The organism is Pseudoxanthomonas sp. GW2, assembly GCF_000283075.1.
Lineage (GTDB): Bacteria > Pseudomonadota > Gammaproteobacteria > Xanthomonadales > Xanthomonadaceae > Pseudoxanthomonas.
Genome location: NZ_ALIP01000098.1, coordinates 1 through 25,248 on the forward strand (window position 1 = coordinate 1; position 25,248 = coordinate 25,248).

Sequence of the window (25,248 nt, forward strand, 5' to 3'; positions counted from 1 at the left end):
GCCCCCAGGCGCCGCCCGCCCCGATCACCCATCACCAGTTCACGCCCGCGCGAAGGCCAGGTGGCCCCCGTCGGCATCCACCTTGACGGTGTCGCCGTTGCCGAACTCGCCGGACAGGATCTTCTGCGCCAGCGGGTTCTCCACCTGGGCCTGGATCGCGCGCTTGAGCGGACGGGCGCCGTAAACCGGGTCGAAGCCGACGTTGCCCAGCACTTCCAGGGCCGCGTCCGACAGCTCCAGCTTCAGGCCGCGCTCGTGCAGGCGCTTCTCCAGGCCGTGCAGCTGGATCCGGGCGATGGACTTGATCTGCGCCTTGTCCAGCGGGTGGAACACCACGATCTCGTCCAGCCGGTTGATGAACTCCGGGCGGAAGTGCGCCTGCACCACGCCCATCACCGCCGCCTTCATCTGCACGTAGGCCTCCGGCGAACCGTCGCCGGACAGTTCCTGGATCTGGTGCGAGCCGAGGTTGGAGGTCATCACGATGACCGTGTTGCGGAAGTCCACCGTGCGGCCCTGGCCGTCGGTCAGGCGGCCGTCGTCCAGCACCTGCAGCAGGATGTTGAACACGTCCGGATGCGCCTTCTCCACCTCGTCCAGCAGGATCAGCGAGTACGGCCGGCGGCGCACGGCCTCGGTCAGGTAGCCGCCCTCCTCGTAGCCGACGTAACCCGGGGGCGCGCCGATCAGGCGGGCCACCGAGTGCTTCTCCATGAACTCGCTCATGTCGATGCGGACCATGGCCTCGGGGCTGTCGAACAGGAACTCGGCCAGGCCCTTGCACAGCTCGGTCTTGCCCACGCCGGTCGGGCCCAGGAACAGGAACGAGCCGATCGGGCGGTTCGGATCGGACAGGCCGGCACGCGAGCGACGCACCGCGTCGGACACCGCGCGGATCGCCTCGTCCTGGCCGACCACGCGCTTGTGCAGCTCCTCCTCCATGCGCAGCAGCTTGTCGCGCTCGCCCTCCAGCATCTTGCTGACCGGGATGCCGGTCCAGCGGCTGACCACCTCGGCGATCTCCTCGGCGGTCACCTTGTCCTGGACCAGGCGGAACTCCTTCTTCTCGGCCTCGTCGGCCGCGGCCAGCTGCTTCTCCAGCGCCGGCAGCACGCCGTACTGGATCTCGCTCATCTTCGCGTAGTCCTGGCGGCGCTGGGCGGCCTCCAGCTCCAGCCGGGCCTGCTCGATCTGCTCCTTGATCTTCGTGGCGCCCTGCAGGGCAGCCTTCTCCGACTTCCACACCTCGTCGAGATCGGCGAACTCGCGCTCGAGCTTTCCGATGTCGCTCTCCAGGTCGGCCAGGCGCTGCTTCGAGGCCTCGTCGGTCTCCTTCTTCAGCATCTCGCGCTGGATCTTCAGCTGGATCAGGCGGCGCTCGAGGCGGTCCAGCTCCTCGGGCTTGGAGTCGATCTCCATGCGGATGCGGCTGGCGGCCTCGTCCATCAGGTCGATGGCCTTGTCCGGCAGCTGGCGGTCGGCGATGTAGCGGTTGGACAGGGTCGCCGCCGCCACGATCGCCGGGTCGGTGATCTCCACCCCGTGGTGGACCGCGTAGCGCTCCTTGAGGCCGCGCAGGATGGCGATGGTGTCCTCCACGCTCGGCTCGCCCACGAACACCTTCTGGAAGCGGCGCTCCAGCGCGGCGTCCTTCTCCACGTACTGGCGGTACTCGTCCAGGGTGGTGGCGCCGATGCAGTGCAGCTCGCCGCGGGCCAGCGCCGGCTTGAGCATGTTGCCGGCGTCCATGGCGCCCTCGGCCTTGCCGGCGCCGACCATGGTGTGCAGCTCGTCGATGAACAGGATGATCTGGCCCTCGTTCTTGGCCAGGTCGTTGAGCACGGCCTTCAGCCGCTCCTCGAATTCGCCACGGAACTTGGCACCGGCGATCAGCGCGCCCATGTCCAGGCTCAGCACGCGCTTGCCCTTGAGCTGCTCGGGCACCTCGCCCTTGACGATGCGCTGGGCCAGGCCTTCCACGATCGCGGTCTTGCCCACGCCCGGCTCGCCGATCAGCACCGGGTTGTTCTTGGTGCGGCGCTGCAGGACCTGGATGGTGCGGCGGATTTCCTCGTCGCGGCCGATCACCGGGTCCAGCTTGCCGGACTCGGCGCGCGCGGTGAGGTCGATGGTGTACTTCTCCAGCGCCTGGCGCTGGTCCTCGGCGTTCTCCGACTGCACGGTCTCGCCGCCACGCACCTTGTCGATCGCCGCCTGCAGGCGCGCCTTGTCAGCGCCGGCGGCCTTGAGCGCCTGGCCGACGGCGCCGGTGTCCTCCAGCGCGGCCAGCACGAACCACTCGCTGGCGATGAACTGGTCGCCCTTCTGCTGGGCCAGCTTGTCGGTCAGGTTGAGCAGCCGGCCCAGGTCGTTGCCGACCGACAGGCTGCCGGCCTGGCCGGCGACCTTCGGCAGCTTCTCCAGGGCCTCGCCCAGACGCTCGCGCAGCAGCGGCACGTTGACCCCGGCCTGGGCCAGCAGCGGCCGGGTGCTGCCGCCGGCCTGGTCCAGCAGGGCAACCATCACGTGCACCGGCTCGAGCAGGTTGTGGTCGCGGCCCACGGCCAGCGACTGCGCGTCCGCCAGCGCCTGCTGGAAACGCGAGGTGAGCTTGTCCATCCGCATCGGATATTCCTCGAAGAGGGGGCCGGCGAGGCCGGCGATGTCCACCAGATGCGGCTGGCCTGGCCGGTTTCAAGCCCCGGCGATACGCAGGGCCGGCCTCCGTTCGGGATAATCCGGCCATGCCCGCCCCGGCCCGCCCCTGGCTCCTGTACCTGATCGAATGCCGCAACGGCGCCTGGTACGCCGGCATCAGCCCGGACGTGGAGGCGCGCTACCAGGCCCATCTGGCCGGCAAGGGCGCGCGCTATACCCGGGCCAACCCGCCGCTGCGCCTGCTTGGCAGCCGCCCGTTCCCGGACCGCGCCAGTGCCTCGCGCGCCGAGTGGCAGATCAAGCGCCTGCCGCGTGAACGCAAGCTGGCCTTCCTGCTGCAGACCGGCCCGGCCGACCTGCCCGCCTGAGCGCGCCGCCTCAGCCGGCTTCGTCCGCAGCCGGTTCCAGCCAGCCGTGGTAGGCGATCACCGGCCCGGCCAGCGGCAGGGCGGCCTCCACGTGGAAGTGGTAGCGCCCGTCCTGCTCCCATTCGCGGCAGCGCACGCGCTGGAACAGCCGCGCCGGCAGCGGCAGCACCCCCAGCAGGCGCACGCGGGCCACGTTCCAGTAGATCGTGCCCTCGGCCGCGTGCACCGCGAAACGGAACTGCAGCGGGCCCAGGCGCTCGGCCAGCAGGCCCTTGCGGCAGCGCAGGCGGGTGGCCAGGCGGTGGCTGCCGAACTGGCGGCGCCAGGTCTCGGACCGCGGATCGGCGCTGAACTCCACCCGCAGCGGCGCCGCCTGCATCGCCGGAGGCAGGCCCGCCAGGCGGCCGCACAGGCGCGCCAGCAGGCCGCGGCCGCGCTCGATGTCCACTTCGCCGGCGAACGCATCCTGGCCGCGGATCGAATGCAGGCGGCGCAGGCTCGGCGGGAGGTTGAAGAACGGCGCGCCCAGCAGCTGCTGGAACACGGTGGGCTCGGCGGCCGTGGACAGGGAGAACGGGCGTGGGGCGGCGCCGGACATCGGGGCGAAACGGCACGGGCGGGCGGGCAGGATACTCCCGCGCCGCCCGCCCGTGGCCCTCAGGGCCGCGCCAGTGCCCGGCGCAGCGCGCGCAGCTGGGCCTTGACCTCGGCCTGCTGCGCGGCGGAAAGCCGCATCAGCGCCTTGTGCCCGACCGAGGCCGATTCCAGCGCCGGGTCGGCGTAGCGCCAGCGCCCGCGTTCGTCGCGCACCAGCTCCGCGCCGGCCGGCGGCACCGGCGCCTGCAGCAGGTGGTCGATCACCTGCACCAGGCGGTCGTTGAAGTACGCGTCCGGGCCGGCGATCTCGGCATAGGCCTGCTGGAACAGCGGATAGAAGCGGCGGTACAGCGCGGCCACGCGCTGCGCGTCGGCCGCGGCGAAGGCGGCCACGTAAGGCGCATAGCGCGCGGCATTGGCCTCGCCATCGGCCACCGTGCCGCCCTCGCCTTCCACCACCGCGTAGCCGCCGGGCACCTGGCGCAAGGCCAGCGCCGTGGCCGGCACATGCGGCTGGGTGAGGTTGTCGACCATCACCACCAGGCGCTGCACCACGTGCTCGCGCACCAGGATCGACAGGAGCGGGGCGTCGCCGGCCAGTGCCTCCAGTTCCTGCAGCACCACCGCATCGCTGTCGGCCAGGGCGGGGATGGCCGCGTCGGCGGCCTCGGCGGGCGGCTCCACCGGATGCTGGATGCCAGGCGGCCCGTCCTCGCCGGCCATGGGCGGCGGCGGCAGTTCGTCGCCGGTCGCCGGTGCGGAGGCCGCCGCCGGTGCCTGCGGTTGCGCCGGCGGCGCGGGCCGCAACAGCCACCAGGCGGCCGCGGCCACCGCGATGGCCACCAGCAGCCAGGGCCAACGGGCCGGCCGCGTGCGTGCTTGCTGCATGTCGTCTCCTTCTGTTGCGGACATGCAGGTGTGACCGGCGCCGGCGCGCGGGGTTCCCGCCGCCGGTCGGATTCAGTGCGCGCCGGGCGCCTGCGCCGGGCGCGGCGCCTGCAACGACAGCAGGCCCAGCAGCAGCGCCAGCACCGCGTAGGCCGCGGCGAACTGCCAGGCGATGGTGGCGCGCACGCCCTGCAGCGACCACGGCAGATAGATCCCGCCGCGCGGATCCACCGAGTGGACCACCCCGACCAGGGTCAGCAGCGCGGCCAGCAGCAGCACCGCTGCGGCACGGCGCGGCTGCTGCTCCACCAGCGCCACCAGCGCCGTGCCCCACAGCATCGCGGTGATGATGAAGCCGTTGCCCAGGGTCACGATTGCGGCCAGGTCGGCCAGGCCGTGGCCGTCGCCGCCCTCGTACAGCGCGGCGAAGGTCGCCGTCGGGATCCAGGCCGGATTGCCCAGCTTGATCACCAGCAGGTAGGCGATCGCCGGGAGGAACGCCAGCGCCACCGCCGGCGCGTGCCGGCGCGGGCTTTCGTGGAAGGCCTGCAGGGTGATGTCCAGGCCGACGTAGACGATGATCGGCGCCAGCACCGCCACCGGCAGCCACTGCACCAGCATCGACACGTAGCCGAACACGCCGCCCAGGCCGATGAACAGGCCGGTCAGCAGGGTGTAGCCGTGGCGCGCGCCCATGTGCTTGTACGCCGGCTGGCCGATGTAGGGCGTGGTCTGGGCCACGCCGCCGCAGAAACCGGCGACCAGGGTGGACACCGCCTCGGCCAGCAACACGTCGCGGGTGCGGTAGTCGTCGCCGGCCGCGCGCGCGCTTTCGGCCACGTTGATGCCGCCGACCACCATCAGCAGACCGAACGGCAGCAGCAGCGGCAGGTAGGGCACGGTATACGGCAGTCCGGCGATGAAGCCGGCATTGGGCAGCGGCAGCACGAAGGCCAGCGGCTGCAGCGGCGGCAGTTCGAAACCCGGCAGGCCCAGGCCGGCCAGGCCCAGCCCGTAGTACAGCGCGGTGCCGGCGACGAACGCGGCGAACACGCCCGGCACCCGCCATGGCAGCCGCCCCTTGCCGACCAGCACGTACAGCAGCAGGCCGAGGGTGGCGATGCCGACCACCGGATTGCGCAGGGTTTCGATCAGCGGCAGGAAACCCAGCAGCGCCAGCGCGGCGCCGCCGATGGAACCCAGCAGTGCCGCGCGCGGCAGCACCCGCGTGACCCAGTCGCCGGCGAAGGACAGCACCAGCTTGAGCACGCCCATCACCACCAGCGAGGCCATGCCCAGCTGCCAGGTCGCCATTGCCGCCGCATCGGTGGCCATGCCCTGCCCCGTGAAGCCGGCATAGGCAGGACCCAGCACCAGCAGGGCCATGCCGATGCTGGTCGGCGCATCCAGGCCAAGTGGCATGGCAGTGACGTCGTCGCGCCCGCTGCGCAGTGCCAGGCGCCGCGCCATCACCGTGTAGACCAGGTTGCCCACCAGCACGCCCAGCGCGGTGCCGGGAAACATGCGCCCGAACACGACCTCCGCCGGGAACTGGAAGATCCCGACCAGGGCCGCGGCGATGAAGCCGAGGATGGACAGGTTGTCGACCACCAGGCCGAAGAAGCCGTTGAGGTCGCCGGCGACGATCCAGGGCAGGGGGCGGGGCTGGGCGGGGGCATTGGACATCGGGATGGTCTTCGCTCGGGTCGCGTGGAAGCGGGGCGGCGCCGGCCGGCCCGTGAGGCTGGGAAGGCGCGACGGGGCCGGCGGCGGCGCCGGCCCCGTCCGCGGTCAGAACCGGGTGCGGAACTCCACGCCCCAGGTACGCGGCTCGTTGAGGAAGCCGGTGAGGTTGTTGAAGTCGATCGCGCCGACGATGCGCTCCTGGTCGGTGATGTTGCGGCCGAACAGTGCCACTTCCCGGTCGCCCTGGTTCCACAGGTAGCCGATGCGCAGGCCGCCTTCCAGCGAGGACTTGCCGCGGAACTCGCGCGACTCGTACAGGAAGAAGTTGACCTCGCTGCGGTAGGCCCAGTCGGTGAGGAAGTACAGCTCGCCACCGGCCAGCGGCACGCCATAGCGCGCGCTGAGGTTGTGCACCCACTCCGGCGCCTGCGGCAACGGGTTGCCGTCGATCAGGGCGCGGCCGGATGCGTCCAGCGGGTCGGTCACGGTGCAGGCGGCGCACGGCGCCACCGCCAGGGTGTCGTCCCGGATTTCGGTGTCGTTGTAGCTGGAACCGAGGGTGACCAGCAGCTGGTCGGCCAGGTACGCCTCCAGGTCCAGCTCGAAGCCCTGGCCCACGGTGCGGTCGGCGTTGAGCAGGGTGGCGATGTTGCTGCCGCCGCCGACGGCGATGATCTGCTGGTCGTCGACCGTGTAGCGGAACAGGTTGAAGCCCAGGCGCGCGCGGCGGTCCCACAGGTCGGCCTTGATGCCGGCCTCCCAGGAGATCACCTCCTCCGAATCGGCGGTGGTCACGCCGCCGTTGGGCGCGCCCGGATCGGCGAACAGCAGCCGGCCCTGGATGGAGGGCGCGCGGAAGCCCTTGGCCACGCGCGCGTACAGGTTCACGTCCTCGTCCACCGCGTACACCACGCTGGCGTCCCAGCTGACATCGTTGGCGTCGGTGTGCACCCGGTACGGGCCGCCCACCGGCGCGCCGAACGGCGCGCCTTCGACCACCTGGGCGGCGAAGTCCTTCTTGTCCCGGGTATAGCGCAGGCCGCCGCGCAGCTTCAGCCGGTCAGTGGCGTCGTACTCGCCGGAGGCGAACACGGCCCAGGCGGTGTTCTCCTGCTGCTGCACGGCGAAGCCGGCCTGCGGGTTGCCGGGGGCCAGCGAGTCGTAGTTGAAGCCATGGATGGTGATGTCCTCGCGGAACCAGAACAGGCCGGCCTGCCAGTTGAACGGGCCGTCGTTGTCCGATTCGAGGCGGAACTCCTGGGTCAGCTGCTCGTGGTCGGGCAGGCCGTCGGCCGACTCGGAGGCGAACGGGATCACGCCGGGGCCGGAATCAGGCAGGAACACCGCGCCGTAGCCGCCGTCGATGTCGCCGCGGTTGAGCGACTCGGCGGTCTCGTAGCCGCTGATCGAGTGCAGCACCAGGCCATCGAAGTCCCAGCGCAGGCGCGCATTGGCGCCCCAGGTCTCCAGGTCGGAGAAGTTCACGCCGTCCAGCGAGACCTTTTCGCGGTCGAAGCCGGGGACCAGGTCGTTCGTGCCCGGCTGGATGATGTTGGCGCGGAACAGGCGCGCGGTGCCGTTGAGGTCGCGCCGGTGCAGGTTCAGCAGCGCCTCGAAGGCGTCGCCCTCGTACAGGAACTGCACCCGCACCGCGGATTCGTCGTAGCCCTCGAAACCCTCGTTGGGCGCGCCGTCGAGGGTGTTGTCGACCCAGTCGTCGCGGCGCTGGTACAGCGCCGACAGGCGCGCCGACCAGCGCTGGCCCAGCGCGCCGCCGACCGCGCCCTCGAAGTTGACCATCTCGTCGCTGCCCAGGCCCAGCTTCGCGTAGCCGCCGAACTCCCGCGACGGCCGCACCGATTCGAACTTGACCACGCCGGCCGGGGTATTGCGCCCGAACAGCGTGCCCTGCGGGCCTCGCAGCACTTCCACACGCTCCAGGTCGAACAGCGGGAAGCCCTTCAGCAGCGGGCTCTCCTGCACCACCTCGTCGTACACCAGCGACACCGGCTGCGAGGCATTGAGGTCGAAGTCGGTGTTGCCCAGGCCGCGGATGTAGAAGCGCGGGAAGGCGCGGCCGTAGGACGACTCGATGTTGAGACTGGGCACCCGCGCGGAGAGGAAGCGGATGTCGGCGCCGCCGGAGCCATACAGCTCGAGCTTCTCCGCATCCACGCTGGTGATCGACACCGGCACGTCCTGGATGTTCTCGACCTTGCGTTGCGCGGTGACCTGCACCGCATCGAGCGTGGAGGCCTCCTGGGCGTGCAGCACCGGCACGGCCAGCAGCAGGGCGACGGCGGTGGCCAGGCGGCAGCGCCGGGCCGGGATGACGTGCGACGGGTTCATCGGGTGGCTCCTCGTGGGGTGGAGACGGGACGGTCGTGCATCGCGGGACCGGCACGCGCCGGTCAGAAGGAAACCTCGGCCGGCTGCCGCGACCACAGCACCGACTGGTGGCCGGTGGCCCGCTTCCAGGCCAGGCGGATGGCCTCGATGTCGGCGCGGCGCTGCGGCGTGTCCTCGTGCAGGACCACCAGCACCTTGCTGCGCAGCCGCTGCGGCTCGGCGTCGCCGCGGAACAGCCACTGGCCGTAGGCATCGAGCACGGTCAGGCCGTCGGGAAAGCGCGGGGTGACTTCCTCGTCCAGGAAGCGGCGCCAGCGCGCCTCGTCGATGGCGTCGGTCTGCGGCCGCGTGGAGGGGCCATCTTCGCGGCCCACGCCGAAATACAGCTCGCTGCGCACCCAGCCGGCGGCCTCGGCCGGGCGCGTAGCATCGCCCTGCAGCCGCGGCCCCACCGCCGGCGCACCGGCGCAGGCCGGGAGCATCACGGCAAGCAACAGCGCAAGGCAGGGGACACGATGCATGGCAGCTCCAGGAAACCAGGGCGCGAAGCGTGTCGGCAGCCCATCCTGCGACGGAAATAACCCGCCGTCATGTGCTGATGCCGATCCCACGCCTCGTGGCCGCGAAGGACGCGCCTATCCTATCGCTCCATCCGGATGGATATAAGGATCCCCGAGCAGGCCGCCGCATGTCCGCCCATTCCCGCACCCGCCTCGCCCTCGTCCTGACCCTCGCCCTGCCCGCGACCGCCGCCGCGCAGGCGCCCGTCGCCGCCACCACCCTGGACCAGGTCATCGTCACCGGCACCCGCGCCAGCGACCGCACCGTGCTGGAGTCCACCTCGCCGGTGGACGTGCTCACCGCCGAGGACCTGCGCCGCGCCACGGGCCCGTCCGGCGAACTGGGCAGCGCGCTGCAGGCATTGCTGCCCTCGTTCAACTTCCCGCGCCAGTCCAACTCCGGCGGCGCCGACCACGTGCGCGCGGCGCAGCTGCGCGGGCTCTCGCCGGACCAGGTGCTGGTCCTGGTCAACGGGCGCCGCCGCCACACCAGCGCCGTGGTGTCCACCGACTCCAAGATCGGCCGCGGCACCACGCCGGTCGATTTCAACGCCATCCCGGTCGGCGCGGTGGCGCGGATCGAGGTGCTGCGCGATGGCGCCGGCGCCCAGTACGGATCGGACGCGGTGGCCGGAGTGGTCAACATCATCCTCGCCGGCGGCGCCGAAGGCGGCGCCCTGGAGGCCGGCTATGGCTTGCACCACACCCGGCTGGAGCCGATCGGGCGCCGCCTGAGCGACGGCCAGACTGGCCATGCCCATGGCCAGGCCGGCATCGCCCTGGGCGACGGCGGCTTCCTGCGCCTGGGCGCCGGCTACCAGCAGCGCAATGCCACCAACCGCGCCGGCTTCGACCAGGTTCCGCCCTGGGACCAGACCCCGGCCAACCTCGCCGTGCAAGGCCGCCGCAACTACCACCTCGGCGACGGCGACTCCAGGCAGCTGGACGGCTGGTTCAACGCCGAACTGCCGCTGCCCGGCGACGCCGCGCTGTACGGCTTCGGCACCTGGCACCAGCGCGATACCGAGGGCGCCAACTACTACCGTTACCCGGAAGGCGAGGCCAACTGGCCGCAGGTGTATCCACACGGCTACCGCCCGGTTTCGGTCGGCGAGAACCTCGACGTCGGCCTGGTGGCCGGCGTGCGCGGCCGCCTCGGCGCCTGGGACTACGACGCCAGCCTCGACCATGGTGCCAACGAGTTCACCTACCGGCTGCGCGAATCGCTCAACGCCTCGCTGGGTCCGGACAGCCCCACCCGCTTCCGCGTGGCCGACTACCGCTTCGCCCAGACCCTGGCCAACCTGGACTTCAGCCGCGGCTTCGCCGGCGCCGGTGCGGACCACGTGCTGGCCCTGGGTGCCGAGTTCCGCGCCGAGCGTTACCAGACCGGCGCCGGCGACCCGGCCAGCTACGCCGCCGGCCCATACCGCGACCGCCCGGCCGGCGCCCAGGCCGGTGGCGGCCTCACCCCGCAGGACCAGGCCAACCTCCGCCGCGAGGTGGCCAGCGCCTACGCCACCGTGTCCTCGTCCTTCGGCGAGGCGTTCAGCACCGACCTCAGCGCGCGCTACGAGCACTACCAGGACTTCGGCGGCCAGTTCACCGGCAAGCTCGCCGCGCGCCACGCGTTCACCCCGCGGCTGGCACTGCGCGGCACGCTGTCCAGCAACTTCCGCGCGCCGTCGCTGGCGCAGGTCGGCTTCGAGTCCACCAGCACCGGCTACAACGCCGCCGGGCAGCTGGTGCAGGGCCGGCTGCTGGCGGTGGCCAACCCGATCGCCCGCGCCCTTGGCGCGCGCGACCTCGACCCGGAGCAGTCGCGCAACCTCGGCCTGGGCCTGGCCGCGCGCATCGGCGAACGCCTCGACCTGTCGCTGGACCTGTTCCAGATCGAGATCGACGATCGCATCGCCCTGTCCGAGGCCATCACCGGCGACGCGCTGGCCGCCTTCGTCGCCGCCAACTTCGACGTCCCCGCCCTGGAGAGCGCGCAGTTCTTCGTCAACGCCGCCGACACCCGCACCCGCGGCGCCGAGCTGGTGGCCAACTGGCGCGACCACCTGGCCGGTGGCCGCCTGCTGCTGACCGGCGCCTGGAGCTACGCGAAGACCGAACTGGAGCACATCGTCGCCACCCCGCCGCAGCTGTCGGCGCTGGATCCGTCCTACGTGCTGTTCGGGGTGGAGGAACGCAACACCCTCACCGACGCGGCACCGCGCACCCGCGCGCTCCTCAGCGCCAGCTGGGCCGGCCACCGCTGGAACCTGCTGGCGCGCGTGCAGCGCCACGGCAGCGCCAGGCGGGTGTTCGACTTCGGCGGCGGCTTCCAGCCGGAGCAGCGCTACGGCGCCGAATGGCAGCTGGACGCCGAGGTCGAGTACGCGCCCGCCCCGGGCTGGAGCCTGGCCCTCGGCGGCAGCAACCTCACCGACGCCTACCCGGACCGCTCCAACGAGGACATCCACTACTTCGGCAACCTGCCCTACGACGTGCTCTCGCCGCTCGGCAGCAACGGCCGCTACCTGTACGGCCGCGTGCGCTACGCGTTCTGAGGCGTCGCGGCGCGCGGCCGCGGCGCTGCCGACCTGCCCCTCACGGGCAGTTCGTGCACAATGGGTGCATGGTCGACGAGACGCCATCCCGTCCATCACCACCCGCGCTAGGCGACGACTGCGCGCTCTTCCTCGACGTCGACGGCACCCTGGTGGAGTTCACCGCGGACCCCGCCGCGGTGCACGTGCTGCCCGAGGTACGCGAGGCCATCGGCCGCCTGAGCCGGCGCCTGCACGGCGCGGTCGCGCTGGTCAGCGGGCGTCCGCTGGCGCAGCTGGACGCGCTGTTCGCGCCGCTGCGGCTGCCGGCCGCCGGCCTGCACGGGCACCAGTTCCGGCATGCCGCCGGCGCCGATCCGGACATTCCCGAGGACACCTCCGCCCTGCTGCACGAACTGCACCGCCAGGCGCTGGCGATGGCCGCCTCGCGCCCGGGCGTGCTGGTGGAGGACAAGGGCGTGAGCCTGGCCCTGCACTGGCGCGCCGCGCCGCATTTCGGCCCGGAGGTCGCCGCGTTCGCGCGCGAGCACCTCGCCCGCCTGCCCGGCTACCGCCTGCAGCCGGGCGACCACGTGGTCGAGTTCGTGCCCTGCGGCAGCGACAAGGGCCGGGCGCTGGAACGGATGATGGCCCAGCCCGCGTTCCGCGGGCGGGTGCCGGTGTTCGTCGGCGACGACCTCACCGACGAATACGGCTTCGCCGCGGCCAACCGCGCCGGCGGCTGGAGCGTGCTGGTCGGCCAGCGGGAACCGAGCGCGGCGACCCACGCCCTGGCCCGCACCGCCGACGTGCACGCCTGGCTCATCGCCAATGCGGCAAAAGGGGAGGTCGGCCCGCGGTAGCCCCGGTACCGCCGAATCACGGGACAGGTAATGGACATCAACGTACACGACGCCAACCTCGAGCTTGGCGTGATCGGCAACAGCAGCTTCGGCGCGCTGGTGGACAAGCGCGGACGGGTGGTGTGGAGCTGCCTGCCCTCGTTCGACGGCGACCCGGCCTTCTGCGCGCTGCTGTCGCCACGCGGGCAGGAAGGCGGCGACTTCTCCATCGAGCTGGAGGACTTCGAGCGCTCCGAGCAGCGCTACGAGCCCAATACCGCGATCCTGCGCACCGTGCTGCACGACCGCAACGGCGGCTCGCTGGAGATCGTCGACTTCGCCCCGCGCTGGCGCCAGAACGGGCGCTTCTACCGGCCGGTGTCGATCATCCGTCGGATCACCCCGCTGTCCGGCAACCCGCGCATCCGGGTGCGGGTGCGGCCGCTGGCCGACTGGGGCGCGCGCGTGCCCGAGTCGACCTGGGGCAGCAACCACATCCGCTGGCTGCTGCCGCACTTCACCCTGCGCCTGACCACCGACGTGCCGGTGCGCTTCGTGCGCGACTCGCTGCCGTTCGTGCTGACCCACCGCATGCACCTGGTGCTGGGCCCGGACGAGCCGATGGGGCGCTCGCTCACCGGCTACGTCGAGGAGGCGATCACCCGCACCCGCGAGTACTGGCGCGAGTGGGTGCGCTACCTGTCGATCCCGCTGGAGTGGCAGGATGCGGTGATCCGCCGCGCGATCACCCTCAAGCTGTGCCAGTACGAGGACAGCGGCGCGATCATCGCGGCCATGACCACCTCCATCCCGGAGGCGCCCGGCACCACCCGCAACTGGGACTACCGCTACTGCTGGCTGCGCGACGCGGCCTTCGTCGTGCGCGCGCTCAACCGCCTGGGCGCGACCCGCAGCATGGAGGAATTCCTGCGCTACATCTTCAACATCGCCAGCCACGACGGCAGCCTGCAGCCGCTGTACGGGATCGGCTTCGAGGACCGCCTGGACGAGGTCGAGGTGCCCTCGCTGGCCGGCTACCGCGGCATGGGCCCGGTGCGGCGCGGCAACCTGGCCTGGATCCAGAAGCAGCACGACGTGTACGGCAGCGTGGTCCTGGCCTCGACCCAGCTGTTCTTCGACCAGCGCCTGGCCGACCCCGGCGACGCGCACACCTTCGCCCGCCTGGAGCCGCTGGGCGAGCGCGCGTTCGCCCTGTACGACGTGCCCGACGCCGGACTGTGGGAGTTCCGCGGCCGCGCCGAGGTGCACACCTACACCGCCGCCATGTGCTGGGCCGCCTGCGACCGCCTGGCCAAGATCGCGGCGCAGCTGGGCCTGCAGGAACGGGTGGACTACTGGCGGCTGCGCGCCAACACCATCCGCAAGACCACCCTGGAGCGCGCCTGGCGCGCGGAGGCCAACCACTTCAGCGCCTCGTTCCAGAGCGACTACCTGGACGCCTCGCTGCTGCTGCTGGCCGACATCGGCTTCGTCGAGGCCGACGACCCGCGCTACGTGGCCACGGTCGAGGCCATCGGCCGCGAGCTGCGCCACGGCGACGGCGTGTTCCGCTACGTGGCGCCGGACGACTTCGGCGCGCCGGAAACCAGCTTCACCATCTGCACCTTCTGGTACATCGACGCGCTGGCCGCGACCGGGCGCATGGACGAGGCGCGCGAGCTGTTCGAGCGCGTGCTGGCGCGCCGCAACCACCTGGGCCTGCTCTCGGAGGACATGGCCTTCGACAGCGGCGAGGGCTGGGGCAACTTCCCGCAGACCTACTCGCACGTGGGCCTGATCATCGCCGCGATGCGGCTTTCGCGTTCCTGGCAGGAGGCCTCATGAGCCGTCTGGTCGTTGTTTCCAACCGCGTCGCCGTCCCCGGCGAGAACCGCGCCGGCGGCCTGGCCGTGGCCCTGCAGGCGGCGCTGTCCGAGCGCGGCGGCGTGTGGTTCGGCTGGAGCGGCAAGACCGTGCGCGGCAACAGCGGCGAGGTCCACGAGCAGGAGGCCGACGGCATCCGCTACGTGACCATGGACCTCAACCGCCCCGACCTGGACGCCTACTACAACGGCTTCGCCAACCGCACGCTGTGGCCGTTGCTGCACTTCCGCCTGGACCTGGTGGACTACGACCGCGCCACCCGCGAGGGCTACCGCCGGGTCAACGCCATGTTCGCCGACCGCCTGGCGCCGCTGCTGCGCGACGACGACACGGTGTGGGTGCACGACTACCACCTGATCCCGCTGGCGGCGCTGCTGCGCGAGCGCGGGGTGGGCGCGCGCATCGGCTTCTACCTGCACGTGCCGGTGCCCTCGGCCGACCTGCTGATGGCGGTGCCGGACCACCAGCGCCTGTTCTCGCCGCTGTATTCCTACGACCTGCTCGGCTTCCAGACCCAGCGCGACAACGACCGCTTCCAGTCCTACGTGCGCCTGTACGGCGGCGGCAAGATCATCGGCCCCGGCCTGCTGGAGGCGCCCGGCGGGCGCCGCTTCCGCACCGGGGCGTTCCCGATCAGCATCGACACCCCGCAGATCGCGCGCCAGGCCGCGGCCGCGTCGGCCAAGCCGGCGGTACGCAGCCTGCGCACCAGCCTGGAGGACCGCCTGCTGGCGATCGGCGTGGACCGGCTGGACTACTCCAAGGGCCTGCCCGAGCGCTTCCACGGCTTCGAGCGCTACCTGCAGCGGCACCCGGACCAGAAGGGCACCCTGACCTACCTGCAGATCGCGCCGCTGTCGCGCGCCGACGTCAGCGAGTACCGCACCCTGCGCAGCCAGCTGGAGCAGATCGCCGGGCACATCAACGGCGCCCACGCCGCGCCGAACTGGACCCCGCTGCGCTACGTCAACCGCAACTTCCCGCACGCCACCCTGACCGGGTTCTACCGCACCGCGCGGGTCGGCCTGGTGACGCCGCTGCGCGACGGCATGAACCTGGTGGCCAAGGAATACGTGGCCTCGCAGGACCCGGAGAACCCCGGCGTGCTGGTGCTGTCGCTGCTGGCGGGCGCGGCGCAGGAGCTGAAGGAGGCGCTGCTGGTCAACCCGCACGACCTGGACGGCGTCGCCGACGCCATCGCCACCGCCGCGACCATGCCGCTGGCGCGGCGCAAGGAACGCTGGCACGCGATGATGGAGCACCTGCTCAAGCACGACATCCACGCCTGGCGCAAGGAGTACCTGGCGGTGCTGGAGTCGACCTGACAGGCTGGCGTCAGCCGCGATCGGCATCATTGGACCTTCGCGCCGGCATGCCGGCGCGCGTCTTTCCGCTCCCCAGGAGGTCCTCCCCCATGCGTCGCGTCCCCGCCCTGCTGTTCGTTTCCCTGCTGCCGCTGGCGGCTTCCGCCCAGCAACCGGCCCAACCGGAAGGCTGGACCGGCACCGGCGAGCTCGGCCTGGCCATGGCCCGCGGCAATTCCCGCTCCGAGAGCCTCAACACGCGCCTGCGCTTCTCGCGCGAGGAGGAGCGCTGGAAGAACGGCTTCGCCCTGTCGGCGCTGCGCTCGCGCGCCGAGGTCGAGAGCGACGTGGACGGCGACGGCGTCGAGGAACGCCACTACGAGACCAGCGCCAACCGCTACGACGTCTCCGGCTCCAGTGCCTACCGCTTCAGCCCGCGCCACCATGTCTCGGCCAACGGCCGCTACGAGCGCGACGACTTCTCCTCCTACGACTACCAGGGCACCCTGGCCATCGGCTTCGGCAGCCGCTTCATCGACAGCGAGCGCACCAAACTCACCGGCGAAATCGGCCCCGGCTACCGCCGCGCCCGCACCGCGCTGGACGGCGAGGTGCAAAGCAGCCTGATCGGCCGCGGCCTGCTCGACCTGCGCCACCAGCTCACCGCCAACACCGAACTGTTCAACACCCTGCTGGTCGAGTCCGGCAAGGACAACACCTTCGCCCAGAACGACTTCGGCGTGTCGGTGGCGATGAACGAGCGCTTCGCGCTCAAGGCCGGCTTGCAGGCGCGGCACAACACCGAGGTCGAGGACCCGGCCACCCGCCGCACCGACACCCTGACCACGGTCAACCTGGTCTACAACTTCCGCTGAGCTGGCCCGCACTGCCGCCCCGGCCGGCGCGCGGGGCGGCGGCGCGGACGCGGGCCGCGAGGAAGCGCAGGTGGTTGCGGAGGCGCCCGGCCGCGACTCAGCGCGGGGCGATGTAGGCGAGCGTGGCCATGCGCCCGGTGCGCTGCTCGCGCCGGTGCGAATAGAACCGTTCCGGGTCGCTGATCGTACACAGCCCGCCGCCGTGGATCGCGCCCGGTGCCAGCCCGGCGGCGCCCAGGCGGCGCCGGGCCAGGGCGTAGAGGTCGACCTTCCAGTGGCCGGGCCGGGTGGGGACGAACGCCTCCGCGGCCTGCGGATCGGCGCCGACGAAGGCGTCGAACACCTCGGCCCCGATCTCGTAGGCCTGCGGCCCGGCCGCCGGGCCGAGCCAGGCCAGCAGCCGTCCCGGGGCGGCATGCATGGCGGCGACGGTCACCTCCAGCACCCCGGCGGCCAGCCCGCGCCAGCCGGCATGGGCCACCGCGACCTCGCTGCCGTCGGCGGCGGCCAGCACCACCGGCAGGCAGTCGGCGGTCAGCACCGCCAGCACCACGCCGGGGACCGCCGTGGTGGCCGCGTCGGCCTCCGGCTCGGCCTCGGTGGGAAGCGGCGCCTGCAGCGGCCGGTCGAAGCGCAGCACGGCGGTGCCGTGCACCTGGCGCAGCCAGTGCGGCGCCGAGGGCAGGCCACGGCGGCGGCGCAGTTCGGCGCGGTTGGCCGCGACCACGGCCGGGTCGTCGCCGTTGCGCGCGCCCAGGTCGAAGCTGGCGAACGGCGCGGCCGAGCCGCCCGCGCCATGGCGCAGGGTGGTGAAGGCATGCACGCCCGGCGGCGCCGGCCAGTCCGCTTCCAGGATGGCCGGATCGCGCGCGCCGCCGTGGCCGCCGCCGCCCGCCGTCATCGCCGCTGGTTCTCCTCCCAGCGGCGGGGGTCCTCGCGCAGCACCCGCAGCAGGTCGAGCATGTCCGCCGGCAGCGGCGCCGCCACCCGCACCGGTTCGCCGCTGACCGGGTGTTCGAACTCCAGCACCTCGGCATGCAGGGCCTGGCGGCCGAACCCGCGCAGGCGCCCGACCAGTTCGTCGCTGGCGCCGCGCGGCAGCTTCAGCGGGCCGCCGTACAGCGGATCGCCGACGATCGGGTGGCGCAGGTGCTGCATGTGCACGCGGATCTGGTGGGTGCGGCCGGTTTCCAGGCGGCATTCCAGCGCGGTATGGGCGCGGAAGCGCTCGCGCAGCCGGTAGTGGGTGACCGCCTCGCGTCCGTCCTCGCGCACGGCCATGCGCAGGCGGTCGCGCGGATGGCGGTCGATCGGCGCGTCGGCGGTGCCGCCCGACACCAGGGCGCCGACCACCACCGCCAGGTACTGCCGGTGCACCTCGCGCGCGGCCAGCTTCGCCACCAGTCCGGTGTGCGCCGGCAGGGTGCGGGCCACCACCATCACCCCGCTGGTGTCCTTGTCCAGGCGGTGGACGATGCCGGCCCGCGGCAGCGCGGCCAGGCCCGGATCGCGGTGCAGCAGGGCGTTGACCAGGGTGCCGGCCGGGTTGCCGGCGCCGGGATGGACCACCCGTCCGGCGGGCTTGTCGAGCACGAACAGGTGCTCGTCCTCGTACAGGATGTCCAGCGGGATGTCCTCGGCCACCGCCTCGGTCTGGACCTCGGCCACCGCGGCCAGGGTCACGGTCTCGCCGCCCTTGACCGGGTCGCGCGGGCGCGCGGCCTGGCCGTCCAGCAGGGCATCGCCGGACTTGATCCAGGCGGCCAGGCGGGAGCGGGAGTATTCGGGGAACAGTTCGGCCAGCACGGCGTCGAAACGGCGGCCGGCGGCCTCGTCGGGGACGATGGCCTGGCGGGGGGCGTCGGAAGTGTGGGACATCGGGGGCTTCGGTTCGGGGTCCGGGCAGGCGAAGTCAGTCGCCGGACAGGCCACTAGGCTATCATCGGCCCTTCCGATTTCCCCGGCATGCCCTCCCCGATGGCCCTAAGCCCCCGTTCCAGCCTCTCCGTCCTCCGCCTGGTGGCCCTGCTCGTGCTCGTGGCCCTGCTGGCCACCGGCTGCGGGCGCAACAAGACCAAGAAGGATGCCGACGAAGGCAGGCCGGTCGCCGAACTGTACGAGAAGGGCCACCACCACATGGAGCGCGGCAACTGGGCCAGCGCCGAGCTGGTGTTCAGGCGCCTGGTCGCGCAGTACCCCTACGGCCCGTACACCGAGCAGGCGCTGATGGAAACCGCCTACGCCCAGTACAAGGCCGGCAAGCACGACGACGCGGTCTCCACCATCGACCGCTTCATCCGCACCTACCCGACCCACCGCAACATCGCCTACTTCTACTACCTGCGCGGCCTGTCCAACTCCAACCGCGACGCGGTGTTCATGCAGCGGGTGTGGTCGCTGGACCCCAGCCGCCGCGACCTGTCCTCGCCGCAGCAGGCCTACGAGGACTTCAACACCGTCGCCCAGCGCTACCCGAACAGCCGCTACGCCGCCGACGCGCGCCAGCGCATGGTGGTCCTGCGCAACGTGTTCGCGCGCCACGAGATGGACATCGCGCTGTACTACATGCGCCGCGGCGCCTGGCTGTCGGCGATCGGCCGCGCCAAGTACATCCTCGAGACCTATCCGCAGAGCGACTACCAGTACGACGCCGTCGCCGCCCTGGCCGAGTCCTACCGCAACCTGGGGCAACCGGAACTGGCCGAGGACGCCGCGCGCGTGCTGCGCCTGAACCAGCCCTCGCACCCCTACCTGAGCGGCGACTGGCCGAAGTACCCGTGGGCCATCCGCAAGCTCAATCCGTTCGCCGGCGAGCGCTCGCCGACCACCGGCCAGCGCGACGCCTCGCGCCGCTGAACAACGGGGTCCCGCGACGAGGAAGGGCGCATCCGCGGATGCGCCCTTCTTTTTTTGCGTGTGCCGGTGGGGCCTCAGCCGGTGAAGCCGTTGCTGATCGGGTAGCGGCGCTCGCGCCCGAACGCGCGCCGCGAGACCTTCGGTCCCGGCGCGGCCTGCTGCCGCTTCCATTCGCTGGTCCGCACCAGGCGCAGGACCCGGTCCACCACCTCGGCGGCATAGCCGGCGGCAACGATCTCCTCGCGCGACTGCTCCTGGTCGACGTAGCGGTAGAGGATGCCGTCGAGCACGTCGTAGGGCGGCAGCGAGTCCTGGTCCAGCTGGTTGGCGCGCAGCTCGGCCGAGGGCGGGCGGCTGATCACCGCCGGCGGGATCACCGGCGCGCCGCCGACGGTGTTGCGCCACTTGGCCAGGCCGAACACCTCGGTCTTGTACAGGTCCTTCAGCGGCGCGTAGCCGCCGCACATGTCGCCGTAGATGGTGGCGTAGCCGACCGCGTACTCGCTCTTGTTGCCGGTGGTCAGCAACAGCCCGCCGAACTTGTTGGACAGGGCCATCAGGATCGCGCCGCGGCTGCGCGACTGCAGGTTCTCCTCGGTGGTGTCGCTCTCCTGCCCGGCGAACACCTGCTCCAGCGACTGCAGGAAGCCGGTGAAGGCCGGCTCGATCGGGATCGTCTCCAGGCGCACGCCCAGTGCCGCGCACTGCTCGGCGGCCAGGTCGTTGGACAGGCCGGCGGTGTAGCGCGAGGGCAGGCGCACCGCGGTGACGTTGTCCGGGCCCAGGGCCTCGGCCGCCAGGGCCAGCACCAGGGCCGAGTCGATGCCGCCGGACAGCCCCAGCCAGGCGCGCCGGAAGCCGTTCTTGCCGCAGTAGTCGCGGATCCCGCGCACGATCGCGCGCCAGGCCAGCGCGTCCATGCTCTCGTCGCCGTCGTCCATCCACTGCACCGGGGTGAAGCGGCGGCCGGCGGTGTCGTAGTCCACCACCAGCCACTGGTCGGTGAACGCGGCCGCGGCCGGGTGCACGGTGCCGTCGCCGTCGGCCACCACCGAGGCCCCGTCGAACACCAGCGAGTCCTGGCCGCCGACCAGGTTGAGGTAGGCCACCGCCGCGCCAGTGTCGCGGGTGCGCTCGGCCAGCAGGGCGTCGCGCTGGGCGTGCTTGCCGCGCTCGAACGGCGAGGCGTTGGGCACCAGCACCAGCTGTGCGCCGGCCTCGACCGTGGCCGCCATCGGCTCGGGGAACCACAGGTCCTCGCACACCACCACGCCCACCGGCACGCCGCCGACCTCGAACACGCAGGGGCCGCCGTCGGGGTCGACCTCGAAGTAGCGGCGCTCGTCGAACACCGCGTAGTTGGGCAGCTCGCGCTTGCGGTAGGTGGCCTCGATGCGGCCGTCGCGCAGCACGCTGGCGGCGTTGTACAGCACGCTGCCGGCAGACTCCGGCCAGCCCACCACCGCGGTGATGCCGTGCACGCCGGCGGCGATCCGTTCCAGCTCGCGGTGGCACTGGGCCAGGAACGAGGGCCGCAGCAGCAGGTCCTCCGGCGGGTAACCGCTGATCGCCAGTTCGGGGAACAGCACGATGTCCGCGCCGTATTCGTCGCGGGCCTCGGCGATCATCGCCGCGATCCGTTCGGCGTTGGCGGCGACGGCGCCGACCGGGAAGTCGAACTGGGCCAGCGCGATGCGCAGCGAATCCTTCATGGACGGGGGGCCGTGTTGGGGATGGCCCATGATACCGGCGCGGCGTGGGCATCCTGCATCGGCCGGGCCCGGTGCGCGGGAAACCCGGGGCCCGGACGCGCGAAGGCCGCCCGGAGGCGGCCTTCGCTCCACCGTCGGAAACGGTGGGGGTATTACTTGAGCAGCGAGGCGATCGCGGCGCCCAGGTCGCCCGGCGAGCGGACGGTCTTCACGCCGGCGGCCTCCATGGCCTTGAACTTGCCCTCGGCGGTGCCCGAGCCGCCCGACGCGATCGCGCCGGCATGGCCCATGCGCTTGCCCGGAGGGGCCGAGGCGCCGGCGATGAAGCCGACGACCGGCTTCTTCACGTGCTCCTTGATGTAGGCCGCACCGGCTTCCTCGGCGTCGCCACCGATCTCGCCGACCATGATGATGCCCTCGGTCTGCGGGTCCTCGTTGAACAGCTTGAGGCAGTCGACGAAGTTCAGGCCGTTGATCGGGTCGCCGCCGATGCCGATGACGGTGGACTGGCCCAGGCCCGCGGCGGTGGTCTGCTTGACCGCCTCGTAGGTCAGGGTGCCCGAGCGCGAGACGATGCCGATCTTGCCCGGCATGTGGATGTGGCCCGGCATGATGCCGATCTTGCACTCGCCCGGGGTGATGATGCCCGGGCAGTTCGGGCCGACCAGGACCACGTCGGGGTGCTGCTTGAGCACGTTCTTCACGCGCAGCATGTCCAGCACCGGGATGCCCTCGGTGATGGCGACGATGACCTTGATGCCGGCCGCGGCCGCCTCGAGGATCGCGTCGGCCGCGAACGGCGGCGGGACGGAGATGACCGAAGCATCGGCGCCGGTGGCGTCGACCGCCTCGCGCACGGTGTTGAACACCGGCAGCTCGATGTGGGTGGTGCCGCCCTTGCCGGGGGTCACGCCGCCGACGACCTGGGTGCCGTACTCCACCATCTGGGTGGCATGGAAGGTGCCCTGCTGGCCGGTGAAGCCCTGCACGATCACCTTCGTGTTCTTGTTGATCAGAACGGACATTGTCTTGAAGTCCTCGAAATTCTTGTTGGTTGCCGGCTCCCGGGGCGCGCCTCCCCGGCCTGCGCCGCGCCGCTTCGCGGCGGGCCGCCCCCTGGCTCAGGGGGCCGGCCGGGATTCACGCCGGTTCCGCGAACCGCCAGGGCGGATCAGGCGGCGGCAGCGGCGGCGACGGCCTTCTTGGCGCCGTCGTTGATGTCGTCGGCCGGGGTGATGGCCAGGCCGGACTCGGCCAGCAGCTTCTTGCCCGCCTCGACGTTGGTGCCTTCCAGCCGGACCACGACCGGGACCTTGACGTCGACTTCCTTGACCGCGGCGATGATGCCCTCGGCGATCATGTCGCAGCGGACGATGCCGCCGAAGATGTTGACGAAGATCGCCTTGACCTTGTCCGAGGACAGGATCAGCTTGAAGGCCTCGGTGACGCGCTCCTTGGTCGCGCCGCCGCCGACGTCGAGGAAGTTGGCCGGCGAACCGCCGTTGAGCGCGATCACGTCCATGGTGGCCATCGCCAGGCCGGCGCCGTTGACCATGCAGCCGATGTTGCCGTCCATGGTCACGTAGTTCAGGTCGTACTTGCTGGCCAGGACCTCGGTCTCGTCCTCCTGGCTGACGTCGCGCATCGCGGCCAGGTCCTTGTGGCGGAAGGTCGCGTTGTCGTCGGAGTTGACCTTGCCGTCCAGGGCGTACAGGTTGCCGTCGTCCAGGATCGCCAGCGGGTTCAGCTCGACCAGGGACAGGTCCTTGTCGTTGAACAGCTTGTACAGGGCGCCCATGATGTGGGCCAGCTGGTTGGCCTGCTTGGCGTTCAGGCCCATCTTGAAGCCGATCTCGCGGCCCTGGTACGGCTGCACGCCCTCGACGAAATCGACGTTGAGGGTGTGGATCTTGTCCGGGGTCTCGGCGGCCACCTGCTCGATGTCCATGCCGCCCTCGGACGAGGCGATGAAGGTGATCGACTTGGTGCCGCGGTCGACCAGCACCGACAGGTACAGCTCCTTGACGATCTCGCCGGCGGTGGTCACCAGCACCAGGTTCACCGGCAGGGCCACGCCCGCCGACTGGTAGGTCGCCATCTTCGTGCCGAGCATCTTGCCGGCGGCGGCCTTCACGTCGTCGAGGGTCTTGCAGAACTTCACGCCGCCGGCCTTGCCGCGACCGCCCGCGTGGATCTGCGCCTTCACCATCCAGGGGCCGTCGCCCAGGGACTTGGCGGCCTCGACCGCTTCATCGGCCGTGGACGCGACGCGTCCGGCCGGAACCGGGATGCCATAGTCGGCAAAAAGCTGTTTCGCCTGGTACTCGTGGAAATTCATGCTTCACCAATGGGTGGGGAACGGCCGCCGGTGGCAGGCGGGAAAGGGCCGGAAACGGCCCCGGGACGTGCCGGGCGGGGGCGATATTGTCGCCGATGGCGGGGCGGGCGTGCAAAACCGCCCCGCCAACGCACCGTTCCTATACTGACGCCGAGCCCGACCGGGGAGTCCCGCTTGCCGCACCCTTCGCTGATCGACCGGATCGAATCCATCCCGCGGCGCGAACTGCACGCCTTCGGCCTGTACCGGGTACTGGAGGCCGGACTGATCGCCGCCCTGGCCTTCAGCCCGCTGCGCGACCTGGCCGGGCCGGTGGACGCGCCCCTGGCCTACGCGGTGGCCGCCGGCTACATCGTCGCCGCGGGGGTGCTGCTGGTGCTGGGCCGCGACGAGCGCTGGCTGGCGCCGCTGGTGCTCACCGGCAGCTGCATCGACATCCTGGCCGCGGCGCTGGCCACCCATGCCCTGCCCGGGGTCGGCGCCGGCATCGCCATGATGCTGCTGTTCAACGTGGCCGCCGCGGCCATGCTGCTGCGCCTGCGCCAGGGCCTGGCGGTGGCGGTGCTGGCCTCGCTGGCGCTGGTCGGCGAATACGCCTGGTCGGTCCTGGGCAGCGACGGCCCGCCCCCACGCCCGCTGGCGGAACTGACCATGTTCGTCACCAGCTACCTGGCACTGGGCTGGCTGGGCCACCAGATCGGCCAGCGCGCCCGTGCCAGCCTGCAGCTGGCCGCCACCCGCAGCGCCCAGGTCGCCAACCTGGTGGAGATCAACGAGCTGATCATCCGGCGCATGCGCACGGGGGTACTGGTGGTCGACGGTGACAACCGCATCACCCTGGCCAACGAAGCGGCGCTGATGCTGCTGGGCGACGCCGCCCCGGACCCCGACGGCGGCCGCCTGGCCAGCGCCGCGCCGGAACTGGCGCGCCGGCTGCAGCGCTGGCGCGAGGGCGGCGAGGCCGACGCCGGCCCGCTGCAGCTGCGCCCGGACCAGCCGGAGATCCAGCCGCGCTTCGCCCGCCTGCTGGCCGACAGCGACCTGGCACTGGTGTTCCTGGACGACGCCACCGTGGTCTCGCGCCGCGCCGAATCCCTGACCCTGGCGGCGATGGGCCGCTTCTCCGCCAGCCTGGCCCACGAGATCCGCAACCCGCTGGCGGCGATCAGCTACGCGGTGCAGCTGCTGCAGGAATCGCGCGGCATGGACGAGGGCGACCGCCGCCTGCTGCAGATCATCCACCAGCAATGCCTGCGCACCAACGGCATCGTCGAGAACGTGCTGGGCCTGGCCCGGCGCGAGCGCGCCAAGCCCGAGCACGTGGACCTGCGCGCCTTCGTCCGGCGTTTCGTCGACGATTACCGCGGCACCCTGCCGCTGGAGACGGACACCGTGGAGGCGGCGCTGCCGGACACCCCGGTGCCGGCCCTGGTCGACCCGGCGCACCTGCAGCAGATCCTCACCGCGCTGGTGCAGAACGCGCTGCGCTACGGGCGCCTGCCGGACGAGCCGGCACGGGTGCGGGTGCAGGTCGCCAGCGAGGGCCGCAACGCCGTGGTCGAGGTGCTCGACCACGGTCCCGGCATCCCCGAGGCCGCGGCGGCGCAGCTGTTCCGCCCGTTCTTCACCACCTCCGAGCACGGCACCGGCCTGGGCCTGTACATCGCCGGCGAGCTGGCGCGCGCCAACCAGGCCACGCTGCACCACGTTCCCCCGCCGGGCGGCGGCGCCTGTTTCCGGATCACCCTGCCCGGCCCGATGGGCATGCTCGCCGTGTGACCGGCATCACCTACTTGG

At 71.8% G+C, this 25,248-nt stretch carries 19 protein-coding genes; 8 read left to right on the forward strand and 11 right to left on the reverse strand.

Annotated features, from left to right (window positions below):
• Nucleotides 1–39 precede the first annotated feature (39 nt).
• On the reverse strand, nucleotides 40–2,625 hold the full coding sequence (gene clpB / locus B351_RS0107305; RefSeq protein WP_026010474.1) for an ATP-dependent chaperone ClpB: 2,586 nt from the start codon (nucleotides 2,623–2,625) through the stop codon (nucleotides 40–42).
• Between the two features lie 119 nt (nucleotides 2,626–2,744).
• Between clpB and B351_RS0107310 the strand changes: the two genes are divergently transcribed.
• Nucleotides 2,745–3,026, forward strand: coding sequence for a GIY-YIG nuclease family protein (locus tag B351_RS0107310; protein ID WP_019398396.1), 282 nt, complete (start codon nucleotides 2,745–2,747; stop codon nucleotides 3,024–3,026).
• A gap of 10 nt (nucleotides 3,027–3,036) precedes the next feature.
• Here the strand turns inward: B351_RS0107310 and B351_RS0107315 are convergent, their stop codons facing one another.
• The 5 genes from B351_RS0107315 to B351_RS0107335 form a co-directional block, all read right to left on the reverse strand.
• The gene (locus tag B351_RS0107315) at nucleotides 3,037–3,624 is read right to left on the reverse strand and encodes a DUF4166 domain-containing protein (RefSeq protein WP_019398397.1); all 588 of its coding nucleotides are present in this window, start codon (nucleotides 3,622–3,624) and stop codon (nucleotides 3,037–3,039) included.
• A gap of 59 nt (nucleotides 3,625–3,683) precedes the next feature.
• Nucleotides 3,684–4,511 carry a DUF3014 domain-containing protein gene (locus tag B351_RS0107320; RefSeq protein WP_019398398.1) on the reverse strand — a complete coding sequence of 276 codons (828 nt, stop codon included), beginning with the start codon at nucleotides 4,509–4,511 and terminating at the stop codon, nucleotides 3,684–3,686.
• Nucleotides 4,512–4,583: 72 nt separating this feature from the next.
• Nucleotides 4,584–6,197 (reverse strand): hypothetical protein, encoded by a 1,614-nt coding sequence (locus tag B351_RS0107325; RefSeq protein ID WP_019398399.1) that lies wholly within the window; start codon nucleotides 6,195–6,197, stop codon nucleotides 4,584–4,586.
• A 105-nt stretch (nucleotides 6,198–6,302) separates the two neighbouring features.
• Nucleotides 6,303–8,546, reverse strand: a complete 2,244-nt coding sequence (locus tag B351_RS0107330) for a TonB-dependent receptor (RefSeq protein ID WP_019398400.1) — start codon at nucleotides 8,544–8,546, stop codon at nucleotides 6,303–6,305.
• Between the two features lie 62 nt (nucleotides 8,547–8,608).
• Entirely contained in the window at nucleotides 8,609–9,067 is a 459-nt protein-coding gene (locus tag B351_RS0107335) for a DUF3574 domain-containing protein (protein ID WP_037034312.1), read from the reverse strand.
• Nucleotides 9,068–9,234: 167 nt separating this feature from the next.
• Between B351_RS0107335 and B351_RS0107340 the strand changes: the two genes are divergently transcribed.
• The 5 genes from B351_RS0107340 (at nucleotide 9,235) to B351_RS0107360 (ending at nucleotide 16,545) form a co-directional block, all read left to right on the forward strand.
• Nucleotides 9,235–11,661 (forward strand): TonB-dependent siderophore receptor, encoded by a 2,427-nt coding sequence (locus B351_RS0107340; RefSeq protein ID WP_019398402.1) that lies wholly within the window; start codon nucleotides 9,235–9,237, stop codon nucleotides 11,659–11,661.
• 68 nt (nucleotides 11,662–11,729) lie between these two features.
• Nucleotides 11,730–12,503, forward strand: coding sequence for a trehalose-phosphatase (gene otsB / locus B351_RS0107345; RefSeq protein ID WP_026010477.1), 774 nt, complete (start codon nucleotides 11,730–11,732; stop codon nucleotides 12,501–12,503).
• A gap of 30 nt (nucleotides 12,504–12,533) precedes the next feature.
• Entirely contained in the window at nucleotides 12,534–14,327 is a 1,794-nt protein-coding gene (locus B351_RS0107350; RefSeq protein ID WP_019398404.1) for a glycoside hydrolase family 15 protein, read from the forward strand.
• On the forward strand, nucleotides 14,324–15,691 hold the full coding sequence (gene otsA / locus B351_RS0107355) for an alpha,alpha-trehalose-phosphate synthase (UDP-forming) (protein ID WP_019398405.1): 1,368 nt from the start codon (nucleotides 14,324–14,326) through the stop codon (nucleotides 15,689–15,691). The genes B351_RS0107350 and otsA overlap by 4 nt, the downstream gene beginning before the upstream one ends.
• An 89-nt stretch (nucleotides 15,692–15,780) precedes the next feature.
• Nucleotides 15,781–16,545 (forward strand): YdiY family protein, encoded by a 765-nt coding sequence (locus B351_RS0107360; RefSeq protein ID WP_019398406.1) that lies wholly within the window; start codon nucleotides 15,781–15,783, stop codon nucleotides 16,543–16,545.
• Nucleotides 16,546–16,642: 97 nt separating this feature from the next.
• Here B351_RS0107360 and pgeF read toward each other — a convergent pair whose 3' ends face one another.
• Both pgeF and rluD read right to left on the reverse strand, forming a co-directional pair.
• Nucleotides 16,643–17,446 (reverse strand): peptidoglycan editing factor PgeF, encoded by an 804-nt coding sequence (gene pgeF / locus B351_RS0107365; protein WP_019398407.1) that lies wholly within the window; start codon nucleotides 17,444–17,446, stop codon nucleotides 16,643–16,645.
• Entirely contained in the window at nucleotides 17,443–18,423 is a 981-nt protein-coding gene (rluD, locus tag B351_RS0107370) for a 23S rRNA pseudouridine(1911/1915/1917) synthase RluD (protein ID WP_019398408.1), read from the reverse strand. Before rluD ends, pgeF begins: the two co-directional genes overlap by 4 nt.
• A gap of 99 nt (nucleotides 18,424–18,522) precedes the next feature.
• Here rluD and B351_RS0107375 point away from each other — a divergent pair, with 99 nt between their 5' ends.
• On the forward strand, nucleotides 18,523–19,401 hold the full coding sequence (locus B351_RS0107375) for an outer membrane protein assembly factor BamD (protein ID WP_037034306.1): 879 nt from the start codon (nucleotides 18,523–18,525) through the stop codon (nucleotides 19,399–19,401).
• Nucleotides 19,402–19,475: 74 nt separating this feature from the next.
• Here the strand turns inward: B351_RS0107375 and B351_RS0107380 are convergent, their stop codons facing one another.
• From B351_RS0107380 to sucC, 3 genes are all read right to left on the reverse strand, one after another.
• The gene (locus B351_RS0107380) at nucleotides 19,476–21,113 is read right to left on the reverse strand and encodes an NAD+ synthase (RefSeq protein ID WP_019398410.1); all 1,638 of its coding nucleotides are present in this window, start codon (nucleotides 21,111–21,113) and stop codon (nucleotides 19,476–19,478) included.
• Between the two features lie 152 nt (nucleotides 21,114–21,265).
• The gene (gene sucD / locus B351_RS0107385) at nucleotides 21,266–22,138 is read right to left on the reverse strand and encodes a succinate--CoA ligase subunit alpha (RefSeq protein WP_019398411.1); all 873 of its coding nucleotides are present in this window, start codon (nucleotides 22,136–22,138) and stop codon (nucleotides 21,266–21,268) included.
• 146 nt (nucleotides 22,139–22,284) lie between these two features.
• A complete protein-coding gene (sucC, locus tag B351_RS0107390; RefSeq protein WP_019398412.1) occupies nucleotides 22,285–23,451 on the reverse strand; it encodes an ADP-forming succinate--CoA ligase subunit beta in 1,167 nt (388 codons plus the stop codon).
• Nucleotides 23,452–23,625: 174 nt separating this feature from the next.
• Here sucC and B351_RS0107395 point away from each other — a divergent pair, with 174 nt between their 5' ends.
• Nucleotides 23,626–25,230, forward strand: coding sequence for a PAS domain-containing sensor histidine kinase (locus B351_RS0107395; RefSeq protein WP_019398413.1), 1,605 nt, complete (start codon nucleotides 23,626–23,628; stop codon nucleotides 25,228–25,230).
• Nucleotides 25,231–25,248: the final 18 nt, after the last annotated feature.